The following is a 19,833-nucleotide window of genomic DNA, read 5'->3' as shown; positions in this document are numbered from 1 at the left end:
CCCGGGATGCGCCATAAGACCCGTCCGAATCTGCAGCCACTGCAGCGCACGCGCAACGCGCTGCGGCCTTCTCGACGCCCAATCGGCCCAATCAGCTCAATCGACCCTGTCAGGTCAGTCGTGTCAGTCGGCCACGGCCAGCACCACGGCGGACTCCGGCACCGACAGCCAGACCTTGCGTCCTGTGCGCAGCGTCCAGGGCTCGCCTTGCGCCTGCTGCGCCGCATACCCCACGCCGCTGCCGCCCCAGGGCAGCCTGGCCACCACTTCGCGCGGTCCGTCCCCCTCGGCACGGGCCAGGCGTTGCACCTTGGCAGGCCAGGCATTGGCCAGGCCCTGCGCACCGGCCAGCGGCGCCACTGGCAGCACCTGGACGGCAGTGGCCTTGCACAGCGCCATCACGGGCAGGCCAGGGGCCAGGCCCAGCAACTGGGCGCTTTCGGCGGTGATGCGTGCGGCAATGCCTGGTGCATCGCCACCGCCATCGGGCAGCATCCAGACGCGGACCTGGGCACCCTGCGCCTGCAGGGCCCCGACCCGGCAAGGCCACAGATTGCGCATGCTGGTGCGCAGGCCCAGCCCCAGTCCAGGAGCCGCCGAGGAAACGCCGGCCGGCCCGCCAAAGCGCTGCAGCACCTGTGCACGGGCCTGCTCCAGCGCATCGGCCATGGCCAGCAGGGACTGCCCGGCTGCGGTGATGCGCGCGCCGCCGCCGCCGGCGCCGCCGACCGAGCGCTCCACCAGGGCACAGCCCGCGAGATTGGTCAGCACATCCAGCGCCTGCCATGCCGCCTTGTAGCTGACGCCGGCCTCGCGCGCCGCCTGTGAAATCGAATGCCCTGCTGCGATATGGCGCAGGATGGCGAGGCGGCGGTCAGCCAGGTCATGGCCCAGCGCGGGCGCCAGATCGGAGGGTGAAGCAGGAGCGTCGGCAGTCATGCGCGACATCATGCCCGCCAAGCGTTATTTCCCACGAAGCAAAACGCCTGCACCCTGCATGCGCATTTTCAGGTCGCTACACTGCGCTATTCACCAACGGAATAGCGAGAGACCCATGAACGTGAACCAGCCCCTGCGTGCCACCGCCTTTGCCGCCCTTGCCCTGTTGGGCGGTGTCGCTGCGCAGGCTGCCGAAGTGTCGGTGGCCGTTGCCGCCAACTTCACGGCGCCCATGCAGAAGATCGCCGCCGAGTTCGAGAAGGACACCGGCCACAAGGCCCTGCTGTCCTTCGGCGCCACGGGCAAGTTCTATGCGCAGATCGTCAACGGCGCGCCCTTCCAGATCCTGCTGGCCGCCGACGACACCACGCCCGGAAAGATCGCCAAGGAAGGCCGTGGCCTGCCCGACTCGCGCTTCACCTACGCCATCGGCCAGCTCGTGCTGTGGAGCCCCAAGCCCGGCTATGTGGACGACAAGGGCGAGGTCCTCAAGACCGGCGACTACAAGCACATCGCCGTGGCCAATCCCAAGCTGGCGCCCTACGGCACGGCAGCCATGGAAGTGCTGGACAAGCTGGGCATCACGGCCCAGGTGCAGCCGCGCATCGTCATGGGCGAGAACATCGCCCAGACCTACCAGTTCGCGGCCACGGGCAATGCCCAGCTGGGCTTCGTGGCCCTGTCGCAGGTGATGGAAAACGGCAAGCTGCGCGAAGGCTCGGCCTGGCAGGTGCCCGGCTCCATGCACGAGCCCATCCGCCAGGACGCCATCGTGCTCAATAGCGGCAAGGACAACGAAGCCGCCACCGAGCTGATGAAGTACCTGCGTGCTGATAAAGCGCGTGCCATCATCCGCTCCTACGGCTACGGGCTCTAGGCTCCCCCTGAGGCGCTGACGCGCCTTCCCCCTCTCGCTGCGCGGTAGGGAGACGACACCAGCGCTGCGAACCACTGAATTCCTCCAGCATGATTCTTACCGCCGACGACTACGCCGCCATACGTCTGACGCTGAAACTTGCCAGCGTGACCACGGTGCTGCTGCTGGCGCTGTGCACGCCGCTGGCCTGGTGGCTGGCCCATACGCGCTCGCGCTGGCGCGGCCCGATTGGCGCCGTGGTGGCGCTGCCCCTGGTGCTGCCACCCACGGTGATCGGCTTCTACCTGCTGGTGACCATGGGGCCCAATGGCCCCGTGGGCCAGTTGACGCAGGCGCTGGGGCTGGGCACCCTGCCCTTCACCTTTGCAGGCCTGGTCATCGGGTCCCTGGTGTATTCCCTGCCGTTCACGGTGCAGCCGCTGCAGCGCGCCTTCGAGTCGCTGGGCACGCGCCCCATGGAGGCCGCGGCCAGCCTGGGCGCGGGGCCGCTGGACCGCTTCTTCACCGTGGCGCTGCCGTTGGCGCGCCCGGGCTTCATCACCGCAGCCGTGCTGACCTTCGCGCACACCGTGGGCGAGTTCGGCGTGGTGCTGATGCTGGGCGGCAATATCCCCGGCGTGACGCGCGTGGTCTCGGTGCAGATCTACGACCATGTGGAAGCCATGGAGTACGCCCACGCCCACTGGCTGGCCGGCGGCATGGTGGTGTTCTCCTTCCTGGTGCTGCTGGCCCTGCACCTGTTGCAGCCGCGCGAGGAGCGCCGCGCATGATGACTGACTTCTCTCCCGTTGCTTCGGCCGGCGCCGTGCCCGCCGCGAGCCCTTCGCAAATCCTTGCTGCGCTGGCGCTGGAGCGTGCCGACTTCCGCCTCGATGTGCAGCTGCAGCTGCCCGGGCGCGGCGTCACCGCCCTGTTCGGCCCCTCGGGCTGCGGCAAGACCACCTGCCTGCGCGCGCTGGCAGGGCTGGAGCGCGCACGGGGCCGTGTCGCCGTCAATGGCGAGGTCTGGCAGGACGATGCGGCCAGCCAGTGGCTGCCCACGCACCGCCGCGCCCTGGGCTATGTGTTCCAGGAAGCCAGCCTGTTCCCGCACCTGAGCGTGCAGCGCAACATCGACTACGGCATGCAGCGCACGCCCGCCGAGCGGCGCAAGGTGTCCCAGGAGCAGGCCGTGTCCCTGCTGGGCATAGGCCATTTGATGGACCGCATGCCCTCCACCCTGTCGGGCGGCGAGCGCCAGCGCGTGGCCATTGCGCGCGCCCTGGCCACCAGCCCCCGCGTGCTGCTCATGGACGAACCGCTGGCCGCGCTGGACGCCCAGCGCAAGGCCGAGGTCCTGCCCTACCTGGACCAGCTGCGCCGTGAACTCGACATTCCCGTGGTCTATGTCAGCCACTCCATCGACGAGGTAGCGCGCCTGGCCCAGCACCTGGTGCTGCTCAAGGCAGGCGGCATCGTCGCGGCCGGCGCCACCAGCGAACTGCTGGCACGGCTGGACCTGCCGCTGAGCATGGGCGACACGGCAGCGGCCATGCTCAGTGCGCAGATCCGGCAGCACGATCCGGATGCCCACCTGAGCACGCTGTCCTTCGACGGCGGGCGCCTTCGCCTTGTCATGGCCCGCCCGCGCCCCATCGGCGAGAGCGTGCAGCTGCGCGTGCAGGCGCGCGATGTGAGCCTGAGCCTGCAGCACCCGCAAGACAGCAGCATCCTCAACATCCTGGCGGCCACCGTGCAGGATCTGCGCGAGGACGGCCCGGGCCAGGTCATGGTCTCGCTGCAGCTGGGCCCGTCCCGCCTGCTGGCGCGCATCACCCTGCATTCCGCCCGGCAGCTGGGCATTGCGCCGGGCATGCATGTCTTCGCCCAAATCAAGGGCATGGCATTGCTGGACTGAAGCTGCGCGGCGGCACCGATATCATGCGCAGGCCGCCTGCGCGGCCCACGCCATGAACGCCACCACCGAACACGCTCCCGCACCCGCCCCGGACTCGGGCCCGGCAGATGCTGCCTGCGCCACCACGCCCGCCATTGCCGCACTGCGCACGCATGCGGTGGTGCGCCACCGGATCGCCGATGGCGGCGCCGTCAGCCTCCAGCCCGAACCCCAGGTGCTGGCCAGCGAAGTCCCCATCGCCCTGGTGTTCAATGGCATCTCGCATGCCGTGATGATGGGTACGCCCTCGGACCTGGAAGACTTTGCGCTGGGCTTTGCGCTTACCGAAGGCATTCTGGACAACGCTGCCGACTGCTACGGCATCGAGGTGCGCACCGTGGCTGCACAGGCCGCAGGCCTGCCGGCCGGCATGGACGGCATCGAGGTGCAGCTGGACGTGGCCTCGCGCTGCTTCGCGCGCCTCAAGGACCGGCGCCGCAGCATGAGCGGGCGCACAGGCTGCGGCGTCTGCGGCGTGGACAGCTTCGCGGCGCTGGACCTGTCCTTCGACCCGCTGCCCGCGCACGACTGGATCGCCCGTGTCGATGCCGACACCGTCTGCGCAGCCATCGCGGCACTGCCGCCGCTGCAGTTGCTCAACGCCGAAGCCGGCGCCGTGCATGCCGCAGGCTGGGCAGGGCTGGACGGGCAACTGACGGATGTGCTCGAGGACGTGGGCCGCCACAACGCGCTGGACAAGCTGGTCGGCCGCCTCTCCCGCACCGGCCGCCTGGGCGAGGCCGGTTTTGTCGTGCTCTCCAGCCGGGGCAGCCATGAGCTGGTGCGCAAATGCGCCAGGGTCGGCATGGCCGCCCTGGCCACCATCTCCGCCCCCACGGCCATGGGCGTGCAGATGGCCGAGCTGACCGGCCTGCGCTTCTGGGGCCTGTGCCGCCCGCCCAAGGCGGTGCTGTATGCGCCGGGCCGCACCTGACCCAATGCCCGAGTGCTGCGCCTGCGCGGCGGCAAGTTCGTAGAATCGCGGGTTCAGCCCCTGGATGTACACCATGAACCGCTGCAAGCCCCATTTCTCTGCCGTCCGCCGCCTGTGCGCCGGCGCCCTGCTCGCCGGCCTGGCCTGCGCCAGCCTGGGCGCGGCCGCGCAGGGCCTGCCCTCCAACGAGACACGCAACTTCCCGCCGCAGGCCCAGTTCGGCGAGCTGGTCGTGACCGCGCAGTTTCCCGTGGTCGAAATCGACGGCAAGACCATTCGCACCAGCCCGGGCTTTCGCCTGTTCAGCCCCGAGCGCACGCTGGTGCAGGCCATCAACTACCAGGGCAGCAAGCTCGTGGTGGGCTATGTGATCGAGCCGCAGACGCAGTGGCTGCACCAGGCCTGGATCCTGACCAAGGCCGAGGCCGACAAGCACTACAAGCCCAAGTCGATGCTGCACCGCTTCTTCAACTGAGGCCGGCGCACACCGCACGCACACGATGGATGCGGCCCGCAGCTTGCGGGGCGCAGCGGCTCGGGCCAGGGAGCACAGCGCCCGCCCTGGCCCGGCCATCTTCTTTTTTTGCGGACCGCCGCTTGCAGTGCGGCGGCTGCCTGACGGAACCCCACCATGTCCAAGAAAGTCTTTATCAAAACCTTCGGCTGCCAGATGAACGAGTACGACTCGGACAAGATGGCCGATGTGCTGGGCGCAGCCCAGGGCTACGAGTCCACCGACGACCCGGAGCAGGCCGACCTGATCCTGTTCAACACCTGCTCGGTGCGCGAGAAGGCGCAGGAGAAGGTGTTCAGCGACCTGGGCCGCTACAAGCACCTGAAGGAACGCGGCGTGCTCATCGGCGTGGGCGGCTGCGTGGCCAGCCAGGAGGGCGAGGAAATCATCAAGCGCGCGCCCTATGTGGACGTGGTCTTCGGCCCGCAGACCCTGCACCGCCTGCCCGAGCTGCTCAATGCACGCGCCGCCAGGCACAAGCCCCAGGTCGATATCAGCTTTCCCGAGATCGAGAAATTCGACCACCTGCCACCGGCGCGCGTGGAAGGCTCCTCGGCCTTTGTCTCCATCATGGAAGGCTGCTCCAAGTACTGCAGCTACTGCGTCGTGCCCTATACGCGCGGCGAGGAAGTCAGCCGCCCGTTCGAGGACGTGCTGGTCGAGGTCGCGGGCCTGGCCGACCAGGGCGTGAAGGAGGTCACGCTGCTGGGCCAGAACGTGAACGCCTACCTGGGCAAGATGGGTGACACGGCCGAGATCGCCGACTTTGCCCTGCTGCTGGAATACGTGTCCGAGATCCCCGGCATCGAGCGCATCCGCTACACCACCAGCCATCCCAACGAATTCACGCCGCGCCTGATCGAGGCCTACGCTCGGCTGCCCAAGCTGGTCAGCCACCTGCACCTGCCCGTGCAGCACGGCAGCGACAAGATCCTCATGGCCATGAAGCGCGGCTACACGGCCATGGAATACAAGAGCACCATCCGCAAGCTGCGCGCCATCCGGCCCGAGATGGCCATGAGCAGCGACTTCATCGTGGGCTTCCCCGGCGAGACCGAGGAAGACTTCCAGAAGATGATGAAGCTCATCCACGACGTGCGCTTCGACAACAGCTTCAGCTTCATCTTCAGCCCCCGCCCCGGCACGCCGGCCGCCAACCTGCACGACGACACGCCGCACGAGGTCAAGCTGCGCCGCCTGCAGGAGCTGCAGGCCGTGATCAACAACAACATCAAGGACATCAGCGACGAGCGCGTGGGCACGGTGCAGCGCCTGCTGGTGGAAGGACTGTCCAAGCGCGATGGCAGCGAACTCATGGGCCGCACCGAGTGCAACCGCGTGGTCAACTTCCCGGGCAACGAACGCCTGATCGGCCAGATGATCGATGTGAAGATCACCGAGGCACGCACCTTCACGCTGCGCGGCGAAGTCGTGGTGCGCCACTGATCCCAACCCGATCCCTGCGGCTCCGGTGGCCCAGCGACCTCTTGCGTAACGAAAGCCCGGCAATGCCGGGCTTTTTGCGTGTAACAGGACGTGAAAATATCCCGGCCACACTGGCCTGGCGCGGGCCGGCCCGCTAGCATCGCGGGTTGCCGCCCTGAGGTCTGTCGGCCTGCATGGCTTTTCCAGCTTCGCTTGCTTGCTATCGATTCCATGAACACCTCCCAGCCCGCCAACGCCCAGGCCATCCTTGAGGGCGAAGCCCTGCATGCCTTCATGGACCAGGCGCACGACCTGCTGCAACAGGAAGATGAAACCAGCCCCATCGCCCCGGCCGAACGCCAGGCGGCCGTCATGGAGCTGCTCTCGCAGCAGCGCTTCGCGCCGGCCACGGTGAGCGAACTGGAGCGTCTGCACGATCTCTGGCTCGACCTGGAACGGCCCGAGACCGCCAACGCCCTGCTGCGCGAGCACCGCGATGCCACGCTGCAGCACCTGCAGGGTGACAACCACCTGCTGGCCACGGCCAGCCTGGCGCTCAGCGACATCCAGAGCCGGCTGCGCTTTGACCGCGAAGGCGGCGTGGCCCTGCTCGCGCCTGCCGCCGATCTCATGGGCCGGCTGCCGCACACCGGCGAGCCCTATCGCTACTGGAATGGCTGGCACTACCTGGCCCGCGAGGCCCAGGCCTGGGAACTGGCCGAGCAAGGCGTGGACCTGCAGCGCAGCCACGAGCGCAGCGACCCCGACGGCGAGGCATCCCCTGCGCGCCGCGACGCGCGTGCCAGCCTGCGCAAGGCCGAGCTGGCCCGCCTGCGCGGCGATGTGCCGGCCACCGTGCGCCATGTGCAGGCCGCCACGGCGCAGTTGGCCCTGGCAGACGCCGACCAGAACGTGGACTTCGACGACTGGCTGCACCTTGCGCGCGAAGTGCTGCCGCTGGCCCCGCAAAGCGTTCCGGCCGTGCTGATGGCGGCGCAGCAGCACCTGGCCCGCACGGAAAGCCCCGCCGCATCGCAGGCGGTGCGCGCGCACCGCAAGGTCCATGAGGCACGGCTGCAGGCCATGGCCTGCCATGCCATGGGCCAGCCAGAGGCCGCGCTGCAGCTGGCCGAGCTGGGCCGCTTCGGCCTGGTGGACGACTCCGACGACGCCTTCAGCGGCCTGGTGCTGCAATGGCTGCAAGAGGCGGGCCGCCTGGCCGATGCAGCGGACCTGGCGCTGGAGAGCGTGTTGCACAGCCGCCCCGGATCGGCCCGCCAGGGCTATGAGCTGGCACTGCGCATGGTGGACAGCGACACCGCCCACGCCCCCGCCTGGGCGCTGATCCTGGCCTGGGCGGGACTGGATTCCGACATGCAGGAGATCCTGGAAGACAGCCCGGCTGCTGCGCGCAGCGCCGACGACTACCTGGCCCTGGCGCGTGCCCAGGCGCCCGGCCATCCGCTGCTGGACATGATCGACGGCTGGCGCCTGGCCAGGAACCACCAATGGGAACAGGCCCTGCCGCTGCTCGAGCGCGGCGTGGGCGAGCAGCCCCGGCACGCCAACTCCGAACTGCTGCCCATGCTCTGGGCCGCGCGCTTTGCCGCGCTGCCGGCCGCACAGGCGCTGCAGCGGCCCTTTCCCCAGGGCTTCGGCGCCCACTGGTGCTATGCGGCGGGCGTGACGCTGGATGACGAGGACGACCTGGCCGCCCTCATGGGCGAAGGCCGTCAGGTGCCGGACGACGAGGTGCGTGAGCCGCTGGTGCAGCGCTACTACGAAGAGGGCCTGGCCCGCTTCGAAGCCTTCTGGGCCAGCGGCCAGGGCAGGTACAAGGACGCGCACCTGCACGTCTACTCCATGCTCTGCAACAACCTTGCCATCAAGTACCGCTCGCAGCAGCGCTATGAAGAGGCTGCAGCCCTGCACCACAAGGGACTGTCCAGCAGCCCCTTCGCCGAGCACCATGACGGCCTGCTGTGGTGTGCCATCCGCCGTGACGACCGACCCGGCATCGTCACGGCGGCAGAGCAGCTGTGGCACTTCACCCAGGACTACGGCTACAGCCGCCACTGCCCCACCGACTACTTCCCCAGCGTGGCGCTGGCGCTCTACCAGCTCGGCCGCGCGGGCGAGATCGGCATCTGGCTGGAACGCCTGGACCAGTGGTTCGAGGAACTGGACGCAGACGAGCAGCGCGAACAGCGGCGCGACTACCTGGCGGCCCTGATGTCCCTGCTCGACTTCTTCTCCGAAAGCCATGGCGACGTGGTGCGCCCCCGCCTGGAGGCCCTGCTGCCCGAAGTGCGCGCCCTGGGCGAGTGCTACACGCTGCGCCGCCTGGCCTGCGCCATGGAAAGCTGCGGCCCCATCGATCAGGCCGTGGCCCTGCACCGCGAGGCCATCGCCAAGCTCACCCCCGATGACAGCGAGGCCGAGCACAAGATGGCCAGGGACGGCCTCCAGCGCTGCCTCAAGCTGCACTCGGACAGCAAGCCCTGGTGGAAGCTGTGGTGAACCCGGGAGCCGCCACGGCAGCCAGCGCCTACCGCCCGCGCGACGTAGTCAATGCGCCGGACATCAAGCAGCGCATCCGCGAGCGCAGCGCGGCGCGCGGCGACAGTCAGGAGATCGCGGCCTGGCTGGCCAACCACTTCTACCGCCACGTGATCGGCAACCTCGACGCCGATCCGCCGGCCGTTCAGCCCATCTCCACGCAGGCCGAGCTGCTGCGCCTGCACCGGCGCACCGAGCCTGCCGCCTGGGCGCTGGAGCGCCTGCGCGCGCATGCGGCCCGCCAGCCACCGCCACATGAAAGCCCTGCGGCCGGCGCCAGCGCACCGCTGTGGTGGGTGGAGCCTGACAGCGCCCCGCTGCTGGCGCTGGAAAGCCGGCTGCTGGAGTTCCTGTCCACCCGGCGCGGCACGGCGCTTGAGGGCAAGCTGCAGCGCATCAACTGCCCGCAGGCCCTGGCGCGCTGGACGCTGGAGCACCTGGCCTTCGCCAGAAAAAGCGAAAGCGGCTGGGCCGAGCACCGACCCGGCGCCGTGCGCCCGCTGCTGCGTGGCCAGCTGGGTGTCTTCGTCGAATTCGATGCCCAAAGCCCGGACCTGCGCGCCGAAATGGCCTATGAAAGCCAGATGATGCGGCACTGCCTGGGCCAGTTCAGCGCGCGCGGCGCGCTGCGCGGCGGCTATGGCGAGCACTACGCCGAAGCCTGCGAGCAGGGCCGGCTGCGGCTGTTCAGCTACCGCACGGGCACGGCCCAGCCGCGCATCACCGTCAGCGCCCAGGTGCTTGACGGCGGGCGGCTGCGCATCGACCAGATCAAGGGCAAGCAGAACCGCCCGCCGATTGCGCGCTACCTGGCCGACGTGCTGGCCCTGCTCAACCACCTCGATGCCGATGGCGAGGCGCCAGCGGATGCCCTGGCCATGGGCATCGTGCGCCGTCCGGCGCATCTGCTGGCCTCGGGCCACACCGGCGCCTGGTGCGCGGCCAGCGAGCTGCACACCGAAGCCGAGCAATTGTGGCTGCTCCAGGCCCACCCGGCGCTGCTGGAGCAGCTGGATATCCGGTCGCCCCTGATGCAATGGCTGGTCGCGGCACGCCGCGACACCGTGCCCGTGCCCGCCTTCGAGCGCATGCCGCGCAGCGCGGCCCTGCAGCAGTCGCTGGAGCTGGCGCGGCGCCGGGCAGGATCGCCGGGCAGGACAGGAAATCCGCGATGAACGCCTTCACTCTTGTTGTGCTGTCTGCATTGGTCTGGTGGGCAGTGCGCGCCGGCCTGCGCCGCAGGCGTGCGGCGCGCCAGCGCGGCGACTTCAGCAGCTACCGCAGCGGCGATGCGGCGCTGGACTGGGCCCTGGCCCTGGCCCATCCCATGGCCTTTCACGCCATCCAGGGCGGCTTTGCAGACCGGCAGCTCCATGGTGCCGACGACGCCCTGACCACCCAGCTGCGCCCCATGGTGCTGCACCACCTGGGCCTGCGCACCGACCTGGACGATGCCCAGATCGCACGCCAGTTGCCCGACGGCCTGCGCCAGCGCTGGTTCACGCTGGACCTGCAGCGCCTGCAGTCCGGCGACGATCCCCATGCCGCCATGGCCTTTGCCTGCGCGCGCGTGGCCTTCCACGTGCGATGTGCCTGGCTGCTGGGCTGGCTGGACGAGGCCTTGCACCAGCAGATCCTTCACCTGAACGCATGCCGCGCGCGGGATTGCTTTGACAGCTGGCAGGCCTTCGGCCAGGCCTATGCGCGGGGCCGCAGCCAATGGCTGGCCCGTGGCCGGGCCGACGTGCTGGGCCGCAGCGTGACGCCCGAGGAGGTGCAGCAATGGGTGGCCGATCCGCGCCATCCCTGGCATGCCATGCCCTGGCAGCCGCAGGCGGTGCGGTGACGGCTGCCAGGTGGCCCGGCCCTCAGCCTTCGCCGTGCACCTTGGCGAAGGTCAGGATCACCTCCCGCACCACCTGGCGTTGCGGCGCGGGCAGCCTCAGAAAGGCGTCGAAGGTTTCGCGTTCAAGATAGCCCACGCCCGGTTCCTGGCATTCGTGCTGAGGCGGCAGTGACCGCTGGGCAGGGTCGCCAAAGCGCAGCACTTCAGGCTCGATCCTGAGCAGCTCGGCCAGCAGCACCAGCTTGTCCTGCTCGGGCACGGCCTCGCCGTTGAGCCAGCGCGCAACCGCCTGGAACGAAATCGGCCGACCCCAGTAACTGGAATTGAACAGATTCAGCAGCACGCTGGGCCGCGGCTCCAGACCCGCAGCCTCGATGGCCTGGCGCAGGCGCTGTGCGAATTCGAGCTTGTTATCCATTCCGAAACCCTGGATTTCTATGGAGCTCTCATTGGACCATCGATTCAAGAGCCGGCGCCAAGCCCGGCGCCTTGCCTGGCAGGCGCTCAGGCGAAGATGCTGCGCGCCTCGGTGAAGCGCCTGGCGAAATAGGGGTTGTCCATGCGCACGCGCTGCACCGTGCCGCCGCTGGACGGCGCATGCACGAACTGGCCGTTGCCCACAAAGATGCCCATGTGCGAGTAGCGCGCACCCAGGGTATTGAAGAACACGAAGTCGCCGCGCTGCAAGCTGCGGCTGCCCACGGGATTGCTGAACTGCGCCCACTGGGCCGTGGTGCGCGGCAGGCGGCTTTCGGTAATGCCGCCCACAGCCCACTGGATCAGGCCGCTGCAGTCGAAACCGCCGTCGGGCGAATTGCCGCCGTAGGTATACGGCGTGTTGACCACGAGCATGGTGCGCGCCAGCAGGGCCTCGCGCAACTCGCCATCCAGGTTCAGGGCCTGCGGCGAAGGAGCAGGCCCGGGACCCGCGCCCTTGCGGGGAGCAGACGAGCAGCCGGCCAGCAGCGCAGCCGCCGCCAGCAGGCCCCAGTCACGGCGAGACAGCCGCGATGCAGTCACGCGGGAAGCCGCAAGGGAAGTCGAAACGCCAGCCTTCATGGCGCCGCATGTTCTCACAAAGCCCCGCAGCGGCCAAAGAAAAGCCGCAGGCTGTGCTGCGGCTTGACTGTCCATCGGCGGGGCCCGGCCCGCTCAGAACGGCAGCTTGGGCATGCCGCCGCCACCGCCCATCATTCCCTTCATGGCCTTCATGCCGCCCATGCGCTTCATCATCTTCATGAGGCCGCCGCCCTTCATCTTCTTCATCATCTCCTGCATCTGCTCGAACTCCTTGAGCAGGCGGTTGACTTCCTGGACCTGCACGCCCGCGCCGTCGGCAATGCGCTTCTTGCGCGTGGCCTTGATGATCTCGGGCTTCTTGCGCTCCTTGGCGGTCATCGAGCAGATGATGCCTTCCTTGCGGCGGATCTCGCGCTCGGCCTTGTCCATGTCCACCTGGCCGGCCTTGGCGGTGAGCTGTGCCGGCAGCTTGTCCATGAGGTTGGACAGGCCGCCCATCTGCTTCATCTGCTGGATCTGGGCCAGGAAGTCGTTGAGGTCGAAGCCGTCACCGCTCTTGACCTTCTCGGCCAGCTTCTGGGCGGCCTCCATGTCCACGCCCTTGGTGACCTGCTCGACCAGGGCCACGATGTCGCCCATGCCCAGCACGCGCTGCGCGTGGCGGTCGGCGTCGAAGACTTCCAGGCCGTCGATCTTCTCGGACACGCCGGCGAACTTGATGGGCGCGCCCGTGATCTGGCGCACCGACAGCGCCGCGCCGCCGCGCGAGTCACCATCGAGCTTGGTGAGCACGATGCCGGTCAGGGGCAGGGCCTCCTTGAAGGCCTTGGCCGTGTTGATCGCATCCTGGCCCTGCATGGCATCGACGACGAACAGGGTCTCGACCGGCTTGAGCGTGGCGTGCAGATCCTTGATCTCAGCCATCAGCAGCTCGTCGATGGCCAGGCGGCCGGCCGTATCGACCAGCAGCACGTCAAAGAAGTGGCGCTTGGCGTAGTCCAGCGCGGCCACGGCAATGTCGTGGGGCTTCTGGTCTGGCGTGGAGGGGAACCACTCGGCGCCAGCCTGGCCGGTCACGGTCTTGAGCTGCTCGATGGCGGCCGGGCGGTACACGTCGCCCGACACGGTCAGCACCTTTTTCTTGCGCTTTTCAATCAAGTGCTTGGCCAGCTTGGCCGTGGTCGTGGTCTTGCCGGCGCCCTGCAGGCCGGCCATGAGGATGACGGCAGGCGGCTGGGCGTTGAGATTGATGTCGGCCACGCCCTCGCCCATGGTGGCGGCCAGTTCCTTGTTGACGATGGACACCAGCAGCTGGCCGGGCTGCAGGGAGCCCAGCACCTCCTGGCCCAGCGCTTTTTCCTTGACGCGCGCAACGAAGTCGCGCACCACGGGCAGGGCCACGTCGGCCTCGAGCAGGGCCATGCGCACTTCGCGCAGCATGTCCTGTACGTTGGATTCGGTGATGCGGGCCTGGCCGCGCATCTCCTTGACGAGTCGCGAAAGTTTGTCGGTCAGAGCGGAGGCCATAAGCGGGGAGGAACTGGAGTCGTCGGAAAGGAAAAGGTGTGCTGCAGCGAGCCAGCCGGGGCCAGGTTGCCGAATGGGGCCAGGCGGGGCCGGGTCGCGGCACGGACCCTGCAGATCCCGACGATTCTACCCGCTGCCCCTGCAGGGGTAAGTACCGGCCTTCCCTGCCGCGCAGCGGGCACCGGCCGGCAGTAACATCCACACTGTTTCCATAGATTATGGCTATCGCCTTGTGCAGTGCCGGCTTGCTACCGCCTAGGAGTCTTCATGCCCGATACGCCGTATGGCCAGTTCCTGGACCGTGTGCCCGACGGTTTTCTTCTGTTTGACGAGCAGGGCTGCCTGCTCGATGCCAATGCCCATGCCTGCGCCAGCCTGGGCCATCACAAGGCCGCCATGCTGGGGCTGGGCATCATGGACGTGTGGCCCGACGCGGACGGACTGAGGCGCGGTCCCTGGCAGGACATGGCCGTGGACAGCCAGGCCCATCTCTGCGGCCGACTGATCCGCCGCGACGGCACCAGCTTCCCCGCCGAGCTCCATATCTATTGCCAGTCGCTGTCGGGCAGGCGGCTTTTCTTCACCACCTGGCACGAGCTCAGCGAGCGCACCGGCCAGGACGAGCCGATCGGCCAGCCCGATGCGCAGCTGGAGCCGCTCCTGCGAAAAAGCACCGGGCCGTGGCAGGATTCGACGCGCCTGCTGGAAGCCGTGATGCACGAAACGCCCGACCTGGTCTTCGCCAAGGACCGGCAGGGCCGCTACACCTTCGTCAACCCCGCCGCCGCGCGCTTTTCCGGGCGCACGCCCGAAGACATCGTGGGCAAGACCGACCAGGAACTGTTCCCCGACAGCAGCTTCACCCACAGCGACCGCCGGGTGCTGGACAGCGACGCCCCCGTGGTGTCGGAGGATCATTTGCTGGTCAACGGGCAGCGCCGCCTCTTCCAGTCCACCAAAATTCCTTACCGCAATGACGAGGGCCGGACCGTGGGCGTGCTGGGCATTGCGCGCGACATCACCCTCATGCGCCAGACCGAGTCCCAGCTGCAAAAAAGCTACGACGTGCTGCGCCAGGCCGAACAGCTGGCGCGCCTGGGCAGCTGGACATGGGAGCTGGACACCGAACACTTCCAGGCCTCGGAGATGATGTATGTGATGAACGGCCTGGACCCCCAGGGTCCGCCGCTGACGCGCCATGCCCTGCGCGCCATGCTCGGACCGCAGGATCTTGCCCGGCTCACCGCTGCCGTGCAGCTGTGCATCGGCACCGGCCAGTCCTACAGCCTCGATGTCGTGCACCACTGCCCGGACGGACGGAGGTTCGCGGCCCGCCTCATGGGCCGCGCCCTGCGCGACGAGCAAGGCCGCATCGTCGCGCTCAGCGGCACGCTGCAGGACCTGTCCGAACGCGAGGACGCACGCATGCGCCTCGAAGCCCTGGCCGACAACCTGCCCAGCGGCGCCATCTACCGCCTGGAAGGCGGCCTGGCGCAACTGCGGCTCAGCTACATCAGTGCCGGCATAGAGAACCTGATCGGCGTGCCGGCCCACGCCATCATGGCCGACCGTCAGGCCTACCTGAATGCCATCCATCCCGAGGACCTGCCGCATTACCAGCAGATGCTGCAGTGCTCGGTCGATACGCTGCGGGTCTTCGACTGCCGCTTCCGCGTGATCAGGCCCGATGGTGAGGTCCGCTGGCTGCGCTGCCGATCGGCCCCCCGGAGCAGCCACGAGGGCATGGTCTGGGACGGCATCATGCTGGACATCACCCGCGAGCGCGAGGCCGAGCAGGCGCTGCAGCAGGCCAAGGAGGCCGCAGAAGCGGCCGAACGGGCCAAGTCGGATTTCCTGGCCATCATGAGCCACGAAATCCGCACCCCCATGAACACCGTCATCGGCATGACGCGCCTGGTACAGCAGACCGCGCTGACATCACGCCAGCGCGGCTACCTGGAGAAGGTGGAGCGCTCGGCCAGCGCCCTGCTGGCCGTGATCAACGACGTCCTCGACTTTTCCAAGATAGAGGCGGGCATGCTGGCGCTGGAGGAAGTGGATTTCGCCCTTGACGATGTGCTGGAGACCGTCTCGGCCTCCACGGCGCTGCGCGCAGAGGAAAAGGGGCTGGAAGTGGTCTATGCGCTGGACCCGCACCTGCCGCCCCGGTTGCGCGGCGACCCGCTGCGCCTGGGCCAGGTGCTGACCAACCTGGTCGGCAATGCCATCAAGTTCACCGAGCATGGCGAGGTGGTGATCTCCCTGCATCTGGAGCCGCCGCTGGCGTGCGCGCCGGTGGAGGCCGACGCGCACGCCACGGCAGCGCCCCTGCACCACCTGTGCGTGAACGTGCGCGACACCGGCATAGGCCTGGATGCATCGCGGGCCGAACGGCTGTTCCAGCCTTTCACCCAGGCCGACATCCAGACCACGCGCCGCCACGGCGGCACCGGCCTGGGCCTGGCCATCTGCCACAGGCTGGTGCAGCTCATGGGCGGCGAGATCAGCGTCTGCAGCCAGCCCGGCCAGGGCAGCAACTTCCGCTTCACGGCCAAGGTCCGGCCTGCCACGGATGCGCCGCTGGACGGCCACGACAACCTGGGCAGCACCGGCGTTCTCATCGTCGATGACAACGCCAGCGCGCGCGAGGCCCTGGCCGCCATGGTGCGCAAACTGGGCATGCGCTGCGATACGGCGGCGGACGGCATGCAGGCGCTGCACATGCTGCAAGAGGCCGCACGCCAGGAATCCCCCTACGGCCTGGCCCTGCTGGACTGGCGCATGCCCGGCATGGACGGGCTGGACCTGGCACGCCGCATGCGCGAGCAGCAGGACCTGGCCAAGACCCCGGCTGCGCTCATGGTCACGGCCTTCGGGCGCGACGAAGTGCAGCTGCAGGCCGCGCAGTTGGGCCCGCGGGGCCTGCTGATCAAGCCCTTGACCGCATCGGCACTGCGCTCGTGCATCCGGGAGGCACTGCGGGACCCCGAATCGCCCCCGCCGGAAAGCCCGGCGGCCGGCCCCTCGCCACAGCAGCGCTACCCGGGCCTGCCTGGGCGCAGGGTGCTGGTGGTGGATGACAACGTACTCAACCGCGAGGTGGCCACCGAGCTGCTGGAGCAGGCCGGCATATCGGTACAGACTGCGCAGGACGGTCTGCAGGCGCTGCAGCTGCTGGACACCCAGCCTTTCGATGCCGTGCTCATGGACGTGCACATGCCCGGCATGGACGGCCTCAGTGTCACGCGCACCATCCGCACGCGCAGCGCGCTGCGGCATCTTCCGGTGATCGCGCTGACTGCGCAGGCCTATGTCGAGGAGCGCGCCCGGATCGAGGCCGCAGGCATGAATGCCCATCTGACCAAACCCGTTGACGATGTGCTGCTGTACGAGACACTGCAGCGCTGCCTGCGCGCGGGCCCTCCTCCAACGGCAGCGCTTGCGCCGGCCGCGCCCTTGCAGCCGACGCCGTCAAGCCCTGCCCAGGCCTGGGATCCGGCACGGCTGCGGCAACGCCTTGCCGGCCAATCGCCGCGCATGCTCCACGCCATCGAAGGCTTTGCCCAGGACTTTGCCGATGCGCCGCAACGGCTGCGCGATGCCGTGCGCAGCGGCCATTGGGACACCGTGGCATCGCTGGTGCACACCTTCAAGGGCAGTCTGGGCTACCTGGGCGCGGACCTGCTGGAGCAATGGTCGGCCATGGCCGAGACCGGTGCGCAAGCCTGCCTGTCAGGCGACGGCAATGGCGGCAACGCCCGGCCCGGCGGCGATCTGCAATCCCTGGTCCAGGCGCTGGCCGATGGACTGCAGGGCCTGCTGGCGGAAATCGCCCGGCGGTCCGGGCAGACGGCCGTAGTGGCCGTGGCGTCCGCGGCCGCCGTGACCGCCGTGACCACTGCCGCGCCCCCCCCGCAGCGGCAGCCGATGACCGCGGAAGAAGTCTCGTCCACCCTGGCTCGGCTGCGGCTGCAGATTGCCGACAGCGACTATGCCGCCATGGCCGAACTGGATCGGCTGCGGCCCCTGGTCGACGGGCGCCATGCGTCCGTGCTGCAGCGCATCCAGCGCTGCACCGAGTCCCTGGAAACCGAGGCGGCGCTGCAGGCGCTCGAACAGCTGGCGCGGAGCATGGCCGTGAACCGGACGGTCCTACCGGGAGCTGCAGATGTTTGAAGCCTTGACCGGGCCGGAACTGCCCACGGTCCTCATCGTTGACGACGAACGGCTGAACCGCAGCATGCTGGCCGAGCTGCTGAGCCCCCACTACCGTGTGCTGCTGGCCAAGGACGGCCCGGGTGCGCTGGTGATCGCCCAGCGCGAAGCCCACCGGCTGCAGCTGATCCTGCTGGACCTGGCCATGCCCGGCATGAACGGCTACGAGGTGCTGGGTGCGTTGCGCGCCCAGGAGCGCACCGCCCATATCGCCGTCATCTTCATCACCGGCCAGAGCAATGCCCAGGCCGAGGAATACGGCCTGCGCCTGGGCGCGGCCGACTATGTCTCCAAGCCCATACGTCCCGCCGTGGTCGAGGTGCGCGTGCGCAACCAGATACGCCTGGCCCTGCAGCGCCAGGCCCTGGAGCGCCTGGCCATGGTGGACGGACTGACAGGGCTGGCCAACCGCCGCCACTTCGACGACATGCTGGAGCGCTCCCACCGCCGCAGCCTGCGCACGGGCGAGTCCGTGGGCCTGGCTCTCATTGATATAGACCACTTCAAGCAATACAACGACTGCTATGGCCATGTGCAGGGGGACGAGGCGCTCAAGGCAGTGGCCGCCACGCTGCAGCGCCATGCGCGCCGGCCCTACGACCTGGCAGCGCGCTTTGGCGGCGAGGAATTCGCGCTCATCCTCCCCGGCGAAAGCGACGCCCAGGTCATGGCCGAGAATTTCCGCCAGGAAGTGCTGCGCCTGTCCATCGCCCACGCCGCCTCTCCCACGGCGCCGCTGCTCACCGTCAGTTGCGGCGTACTCACCGTGCGGCAGCCGTCTGCCGCGCCTTTGGAAACCTGGCTGCAGAAGGTGGACGGCCTGCTCTACCAGGCCAAGGCCCTGGGGCGCAATCGCATCGAGGCAGCCATCGAGCCCTGAAGAAAATGCGCTCCGAACCACGGCACGGCGCCCGGATTCTGAGCCTGCACAACCGGCGGCAGGAAAGCCACAGCTATCATAGAAAGATGCTCTCCGTCCCCCTGATTTCCGCCAACGCATCGCCCCTGGGCTGGATGCTGGCGCTTGCCGCAGCCGTGGCCTATGCCGTGCCGGCCGCCGGTGCCCGACGCATCAGCCATGCTGGCGCCCGCGCCGCATTGCGCCTGGCCTGGGTGCTCCACGCCCTGGCCCTGGCCTGGGGCCTGCTCGGGGAACAGCCGCACTTCGGGTTCGCGCCAGCACTGTCCATGACGGCCTGGCTGGTGCTCACCGTCTATGGGGTCGAACAGCAGTTGTTCCCCAAGATGCGCGCGCAATTGGCGCTGTCAGCGCTGGGCACGGCCGCCGTGCTCCTGGCCGCGCTGTTTCCGGGAACGCCCCTGCATGTCAACGCCTCGCCCTGGCTGCCGCTGCACCTGGCGCTGGGCATTGCCTCCTACGGACTGTTCGCCGCCGCCGTGGTCCATGCCTCGCTGATGACACGCGCCGAGCAGCACATGCGGCTGGGCGGCGGCGGGCATGACAGCGGCCTGCCCCTTCTCACGCTGGAGCGCCTGACCTTCCGCTTCGTGTCCGCAGGCTTTGTGCTGCTCACGGCCACGCTGGCCGCAGGCTGGCTGTTCGGCGAACAGCTCTACGGCAAGGCCTGGGTCTGGAACCACAAGTCGGTGTTCTCGCTGCTGTCGTGGCTGACCTTTGCCGTGCTGCTGATCGGCCGTGCGCGCTTTGGCTGGCGTGGCCGCAGCGCCGTGCGCGTGCTCTACGCAGGCGCCGCGCTGCTGCTGCTGGCCTATGCGGGATCACGCTTCGTGATGGAAGTGCTGCTGGAGCGCGCCGCATGAAGTACCTGCTGGTCCTGATCGTCATCGTCATTGCCGTCGGCGTCTGGCGCAGCCAGCGCCGTGCCGAGGCCCGCGAGCGGCGCCAGGCGGCTGCGCCGCGCAACCCGGCCAACCCGGCCAACGCGCCGCTGGCGGCACCGCAGGACATGGTCGAATGCGCGCACTGCGGACTGCACCTGCCGCGCAGCGAAGCCATCGAGGCCGCAGGCCGCAGCTATTGCAGCGCCGAGCACCGGGCCCTGGCGCAACGGCGCTGAGC

At 68.8% G+C, this 19,833-nt stretch carries 17 protein-coding genes; 13 read left to right on the top strand and 4 right to left on the bottom strand.

The window, feature by feature from the left end; genetic code table 11:
- Positions 1-123: 123 nt before the first annotated feature.
- The gene (locus tag ACF8LI_RS26390) at positions 124-951 is read right to left on the bottom strand and encodes a TOBE domain-containing protein (protein ID WP_016447981.1); all 828 of its coding nucleotides are present in this window, start codon (positions 949-951) and stop codon (positions 124-126) included.
- Between the two features lie 103 nt (positions 952-1,054).
- Here ACF8LI_RS26390 and modA point away from each other — a divergent pair, with 103 nt between their 5' ends.
- From modA to ACF8LI_RS26345, 9 genes are all read left to right on the top strand, one after another.
- The gene (gene modA, locus ACF8LI_RS26385) at positions 1,055-1,816 is read left to right on the top strand and encodes a molybdate ABC transporter substrate-binding protein (protein ID WP_392414535.1); all 762 of its coding nucleotides are present in this window, start codon (positions 1,055-1,057) and stop codon (positions 1,814-1,816) included.
- A gap of 89 nt (positions 1,817-1,905) precedes the next feature.
- Positions 1,906-2,586: a molybdate ABC transporter permease subunit gene (modB, locus tag ACF8LI_RS26380; protein WP_016453156.1), complete on the top strand. Its 681-nt coding sequence runs from the start codon at positions 1,906-1,908 to the stop codon at positions 2,584-2,586.
- Positions 2,583-3,713, top strand: coding sequence for a molybdenum ABC transporter ATP-binding protein (gene modC / locus ACF8LI_RS26375; RefSeq protein WP_392414534.1), 1,131 nt, complete (start codon positions 2,583-2,585; stop codon positions 3,711-3,713). Before modB ends, modC begins: the two co-directional genes overlap by 4 nt.
- 52 nt (positions 3,714-3,765) lie before the next feature.
- Positions 3,766-4,686 carry a formate dehydrogenase accessory sulfurtransferase FdhD gene (gene fdhD, locus ACF8LI_RS26370; RefSeq protein ID WP_392414533.1) on the top strand — a complete coding sequence of 307 codons (921 nt, stop codon included), beginning with the start codon at positions 3,766-3,768 and terminating at the stop codon, positions 4,684-4,686.
- A gap of 73 nt (positions 4,687-4,759) precedes the next feature.
- Positions 4,760-5,161 (top strand): hypothetical protein, encoded by a 402-nt coding sequence (locus tag ACF8LI_RS26365; protein WP_016447986.1) that lies wholly within the window; start codon positions 4,760-4,762, stop codon positions 5,159-5,161.
- Between the two features lie 156 nt (positions 5,162-5,317).
- Complete coding sequence (miaB, locus tag ACF8LI_RS26360; protein WP_016447987.1) at positions 5,318-6,646, top strand: tRNA (N6-isopentenyl adenosine(37)-C2)-methylthiotransferase MiaB; 1,329 nt, start codon at positions 5,318-5,320, stop codon at positions 6,644-6,646.
- A gap of 210 nt (positions 6,647-6,856) precedes the next feature.
- Entirely contained in the window at positions 6,857-9,145 is a 2,289-nt protein-coding gene (locus tag ACF8LI_RS26355; protein ID WP_392414532.1) for a hypothetical protein, read from the top strand.
- A complete protein-coding gene (locus ACF8LI_RS26350; protein ID WP_016447989.1) occupies positions 9,142-10,359 on the top strand; it encodes a hypothetical protein in 1,218 nt (405 codons plus the stop codon). The genes ACF8LI_RS26355 and ACF8LI_RS26350 overlap by 4 nt, the downstream gene beginning before the upstream one ends.
- Positions 10,356-11,030: a DUF1266 domain-containing protein gene (locus tag ACF8LI_RS26345; RefSeq protein WP_392414531.1), complete on the top strand. Its 675-nt coding sequence runs from the start codon at positions 10,356-10,358 to the stop codon at positions 11,028-11,030. Before ACF8LI_RS26350 ends, ACF8LI_RS26345 begins: the two co-directional genes overlap by 4 nt.
- 22 nt (positions 11,031-11,052) lie before the next feature.
- Here the strand turns inward: ACF8LI_RS26345 and ACF8LI_RS26340 are convergent, their stop codons facing one another.
- The 3 genes from ACF8LI_RS26340 to ffh form a co-directional block, all read right to left on the bottom strand.
- Complete coding sequence (locus ACF8LI_RS26340) at positions 11,053-11,448, bottom strand: helix-turn-helix domain-containing protein (protein ID WP_016447991.1); 396 nt, start codon at positions 11,446-11,448, stop codon at positions 11,053-11,055.
- A gap of 86 nt (positions 11,449-11,534) precedes the next feature.
- Complete coding sequence (locus ACF8LI_RS26335) at positions 11,535-12,089, bottom strand: C40 family peptidase (protein ID WP_133072301.1); 555 nt, start codon at positions 12,087-12,089, stop codon at positions 11,535-11,537.
- A 93-nt stretch (positions 12,090-12,182) separates the two neighbouring features.
- A complete protein-coding gene (ffh, locus tag ACF8LI_RS26330) occupies positions 12,183-13,577 on the bottom strand; it encodes a signal recognition particle protein (RefSeq protein WP_016447993.1) in 1,395 nt (464 codons plus the stop codon).
- A 267-nt stretch (positions 13,578-13,844) separates the two neighbouring features.
- On the opposite strand from ffh, the gene ACF8LI_RS26325 reads away from it, so the two are divergent.
- The 4 genes from ACF8LI_RS26325 to ACF8LI_RS26310 all read left to right on the top strand — a co-directional run bounded on the left by ACF8LI_RS26325 (position 13,845) and on the right by ACF8LI_RS26310 (position 19,831).
- Positions 13,845-17,753 (top strand): response regulator, encoded by a 3,909-nt coding sequence (locus ACF8LI_RS26325; protein WP_392414530.1) that lies wholly within the window; start codon positions 13,845-13,847, stop codon positions 17,751-17,753.
- Entirely contained in the window at positions 17,746-18,672 is a 927-nt protein-coding gene (locus ACF8LI_RS26320) for a diguanylate cyclase (RefSeq protein WP_016447995.1), read from the top strand. Before ACF8LI_RS26325 ends, ACF8LI_RS26320 begins: the two co-directional genes overlap by 8 nt.
- 86 nt (positions 18,673-18,758) lie before the next feature.
- A complete protein-coding gene (locus ACF8LI_RS26315) occupies positions 18,759-19,574 on the top strand; it encodes an inner membrane protein YpjD (RefSeq protein ID WP_017407444.1) in 816 nt (271 codons plus the stop codon).
- Positions 19,571-19,831 carry a PP0621 family protein gene (locus tag ACF8LI_RS26310; protein ID WP_061288088.1) on the top strand — a complete coding sequence of 87 codons (261 nt, stop codon included), beginning with the start codon at positions 19,571-19,573 and terminating at the stop codon, positions 19,829-19,831. Before ACF8LI_RS26315 ends, ACF8LI_RS26310 begins: the two co-directional genes overlap by 4 nt.
- Positions 19,832-19,833 lie beyond the last annotated feature (2 nt).

Origin of the sequence: Delftia sp. WSY_12 (assembly GCF_043104645.1) — a bacterium.
Classification (GTDB): Bacteria; Pseudomonadota; Gammaproteobacteria; order Burkholderiales; family Burkholderiaceae_C; genus Comamonas; species Comamonas tsuruhatensis.
This window is presented reverse-complemented; position numbering and strand designations above follow the sequence as displayed.

Excerpts from the sequence above, each read along its gene's own strand:
- ACF8LI_RS26315 (WP_017407444.1), top strand. The coding sequence starts at position 18,759 with ATGCTCTCCGTCCCCCTGATTTCCGCCAACGCATCGCCCCTGGGCTGG.
- ACF8LI_RS26310 (WP_061288088.1), top strand. The coding sequence starts at position 19,571 with ATGAAGTACCTGCTGGTCCTGATCGTCATCGTCATTGCCGTCGGCGTC.
- ACF8LI_RS26365 (WP_016447986.1), top strand. The coding sequence starts at position 4,760 with ATGAACCGCTGCAAGCCCCATTTCTCTGCCGTCCGCCGCCTGTGCGCC.
- modA (WP_392414535.1), top strand. The coding sequence starts at position 1,055 with ATGAACGTGAACCAGCCCCTGCGTGCCACCGCCTTTGCCGCCCTTGCC.
- ACF8LI_RS26340 (WP_016447991.1), bottom strand. The coding sequence starts at position 11,448 with ATGGATAACAAGCTCGAATTCGCACAGCGCCTGCGCCAGGCCATCGAG.
- ACF8LI_RS26320 (WP_016447995.1), top strand. The coding sequence starts at position 17,746 with ATGTTTGAAGCCTTGACCGGGCCGGAACTGCCCACGGTCCTCATCGTT.
- ACF8LI_RS26335 (WP_133072301.1), bottom strand. The coding sequence starts at position 12,089 with ATGAAGGCTGGCGTTTCGACTTCCCTTGCGGCTTCCCGCGTGACTGCA.
- modC (WP_392414534.1), top strand. The coding sequence starts at position 2,583 with ATGATGACTGACTTCTCTCCCGTTGCTTCGGCCGGCGCCGTGCCCGCC.
- ACF8LI_RS26345 (WP_392414531.1), top strand. The coding sequence starts at position 10,356 with ATGAACGCCTTCACTCTTGTTGTGCTGTCTGCATTGGTCTGGTGGGCA.
- miaB (WP_016447987.1), top strand. The coding sequence starts at position 5,318 with ATGTCCAAGAAAGTCTTTATCAAAACCTTCGGCTGCCAGATGAACGAG.
- fdhD (WP_392414533.1), top strand. The coding sequence starts at position 3,766 with ATGAACGCCACCACCGAACACGCTCCCGCACCCGCCCCGGACTCGGGC.
- ffh (WP_016447993.1), bottom strand. The coding sequence starts at position 13,577 with ATGGCCTCCGCTCTGACCGACAAACTTTCGCGACTCGTCAAGGAGATG.
- ACF8LI_RS26355 (WP_392414532.1), top strand. The coding sequence starts at position 6,857 with ATGAACACCTCCCAGCCCGCCAACGCCCAGGCCATCCTTGAGGGCGAA.
- ACF8LI_RS26390 (WP_016447981.1), bottom strand. The coding sequence starts at position 951 with ATGATGTCGCGCATGACTGCCGACGCTCCTGCTTCACCCTCCGATCTG.
- modB (WP_016453156.1), top strand. The coding sequence starts at position 1,906 with ATGATTCTTACCGCCGACGACTACGCCGCCATACGTCTGACGCTGAAA.
- ACF8LI_RS26325 (WP_392414530.1), top strand. The coding sequence starts at position 13,845 with ATGCCCGATACGCCGTATGGCCAGTTCCTGGACCGTGTGCCCGACGGT.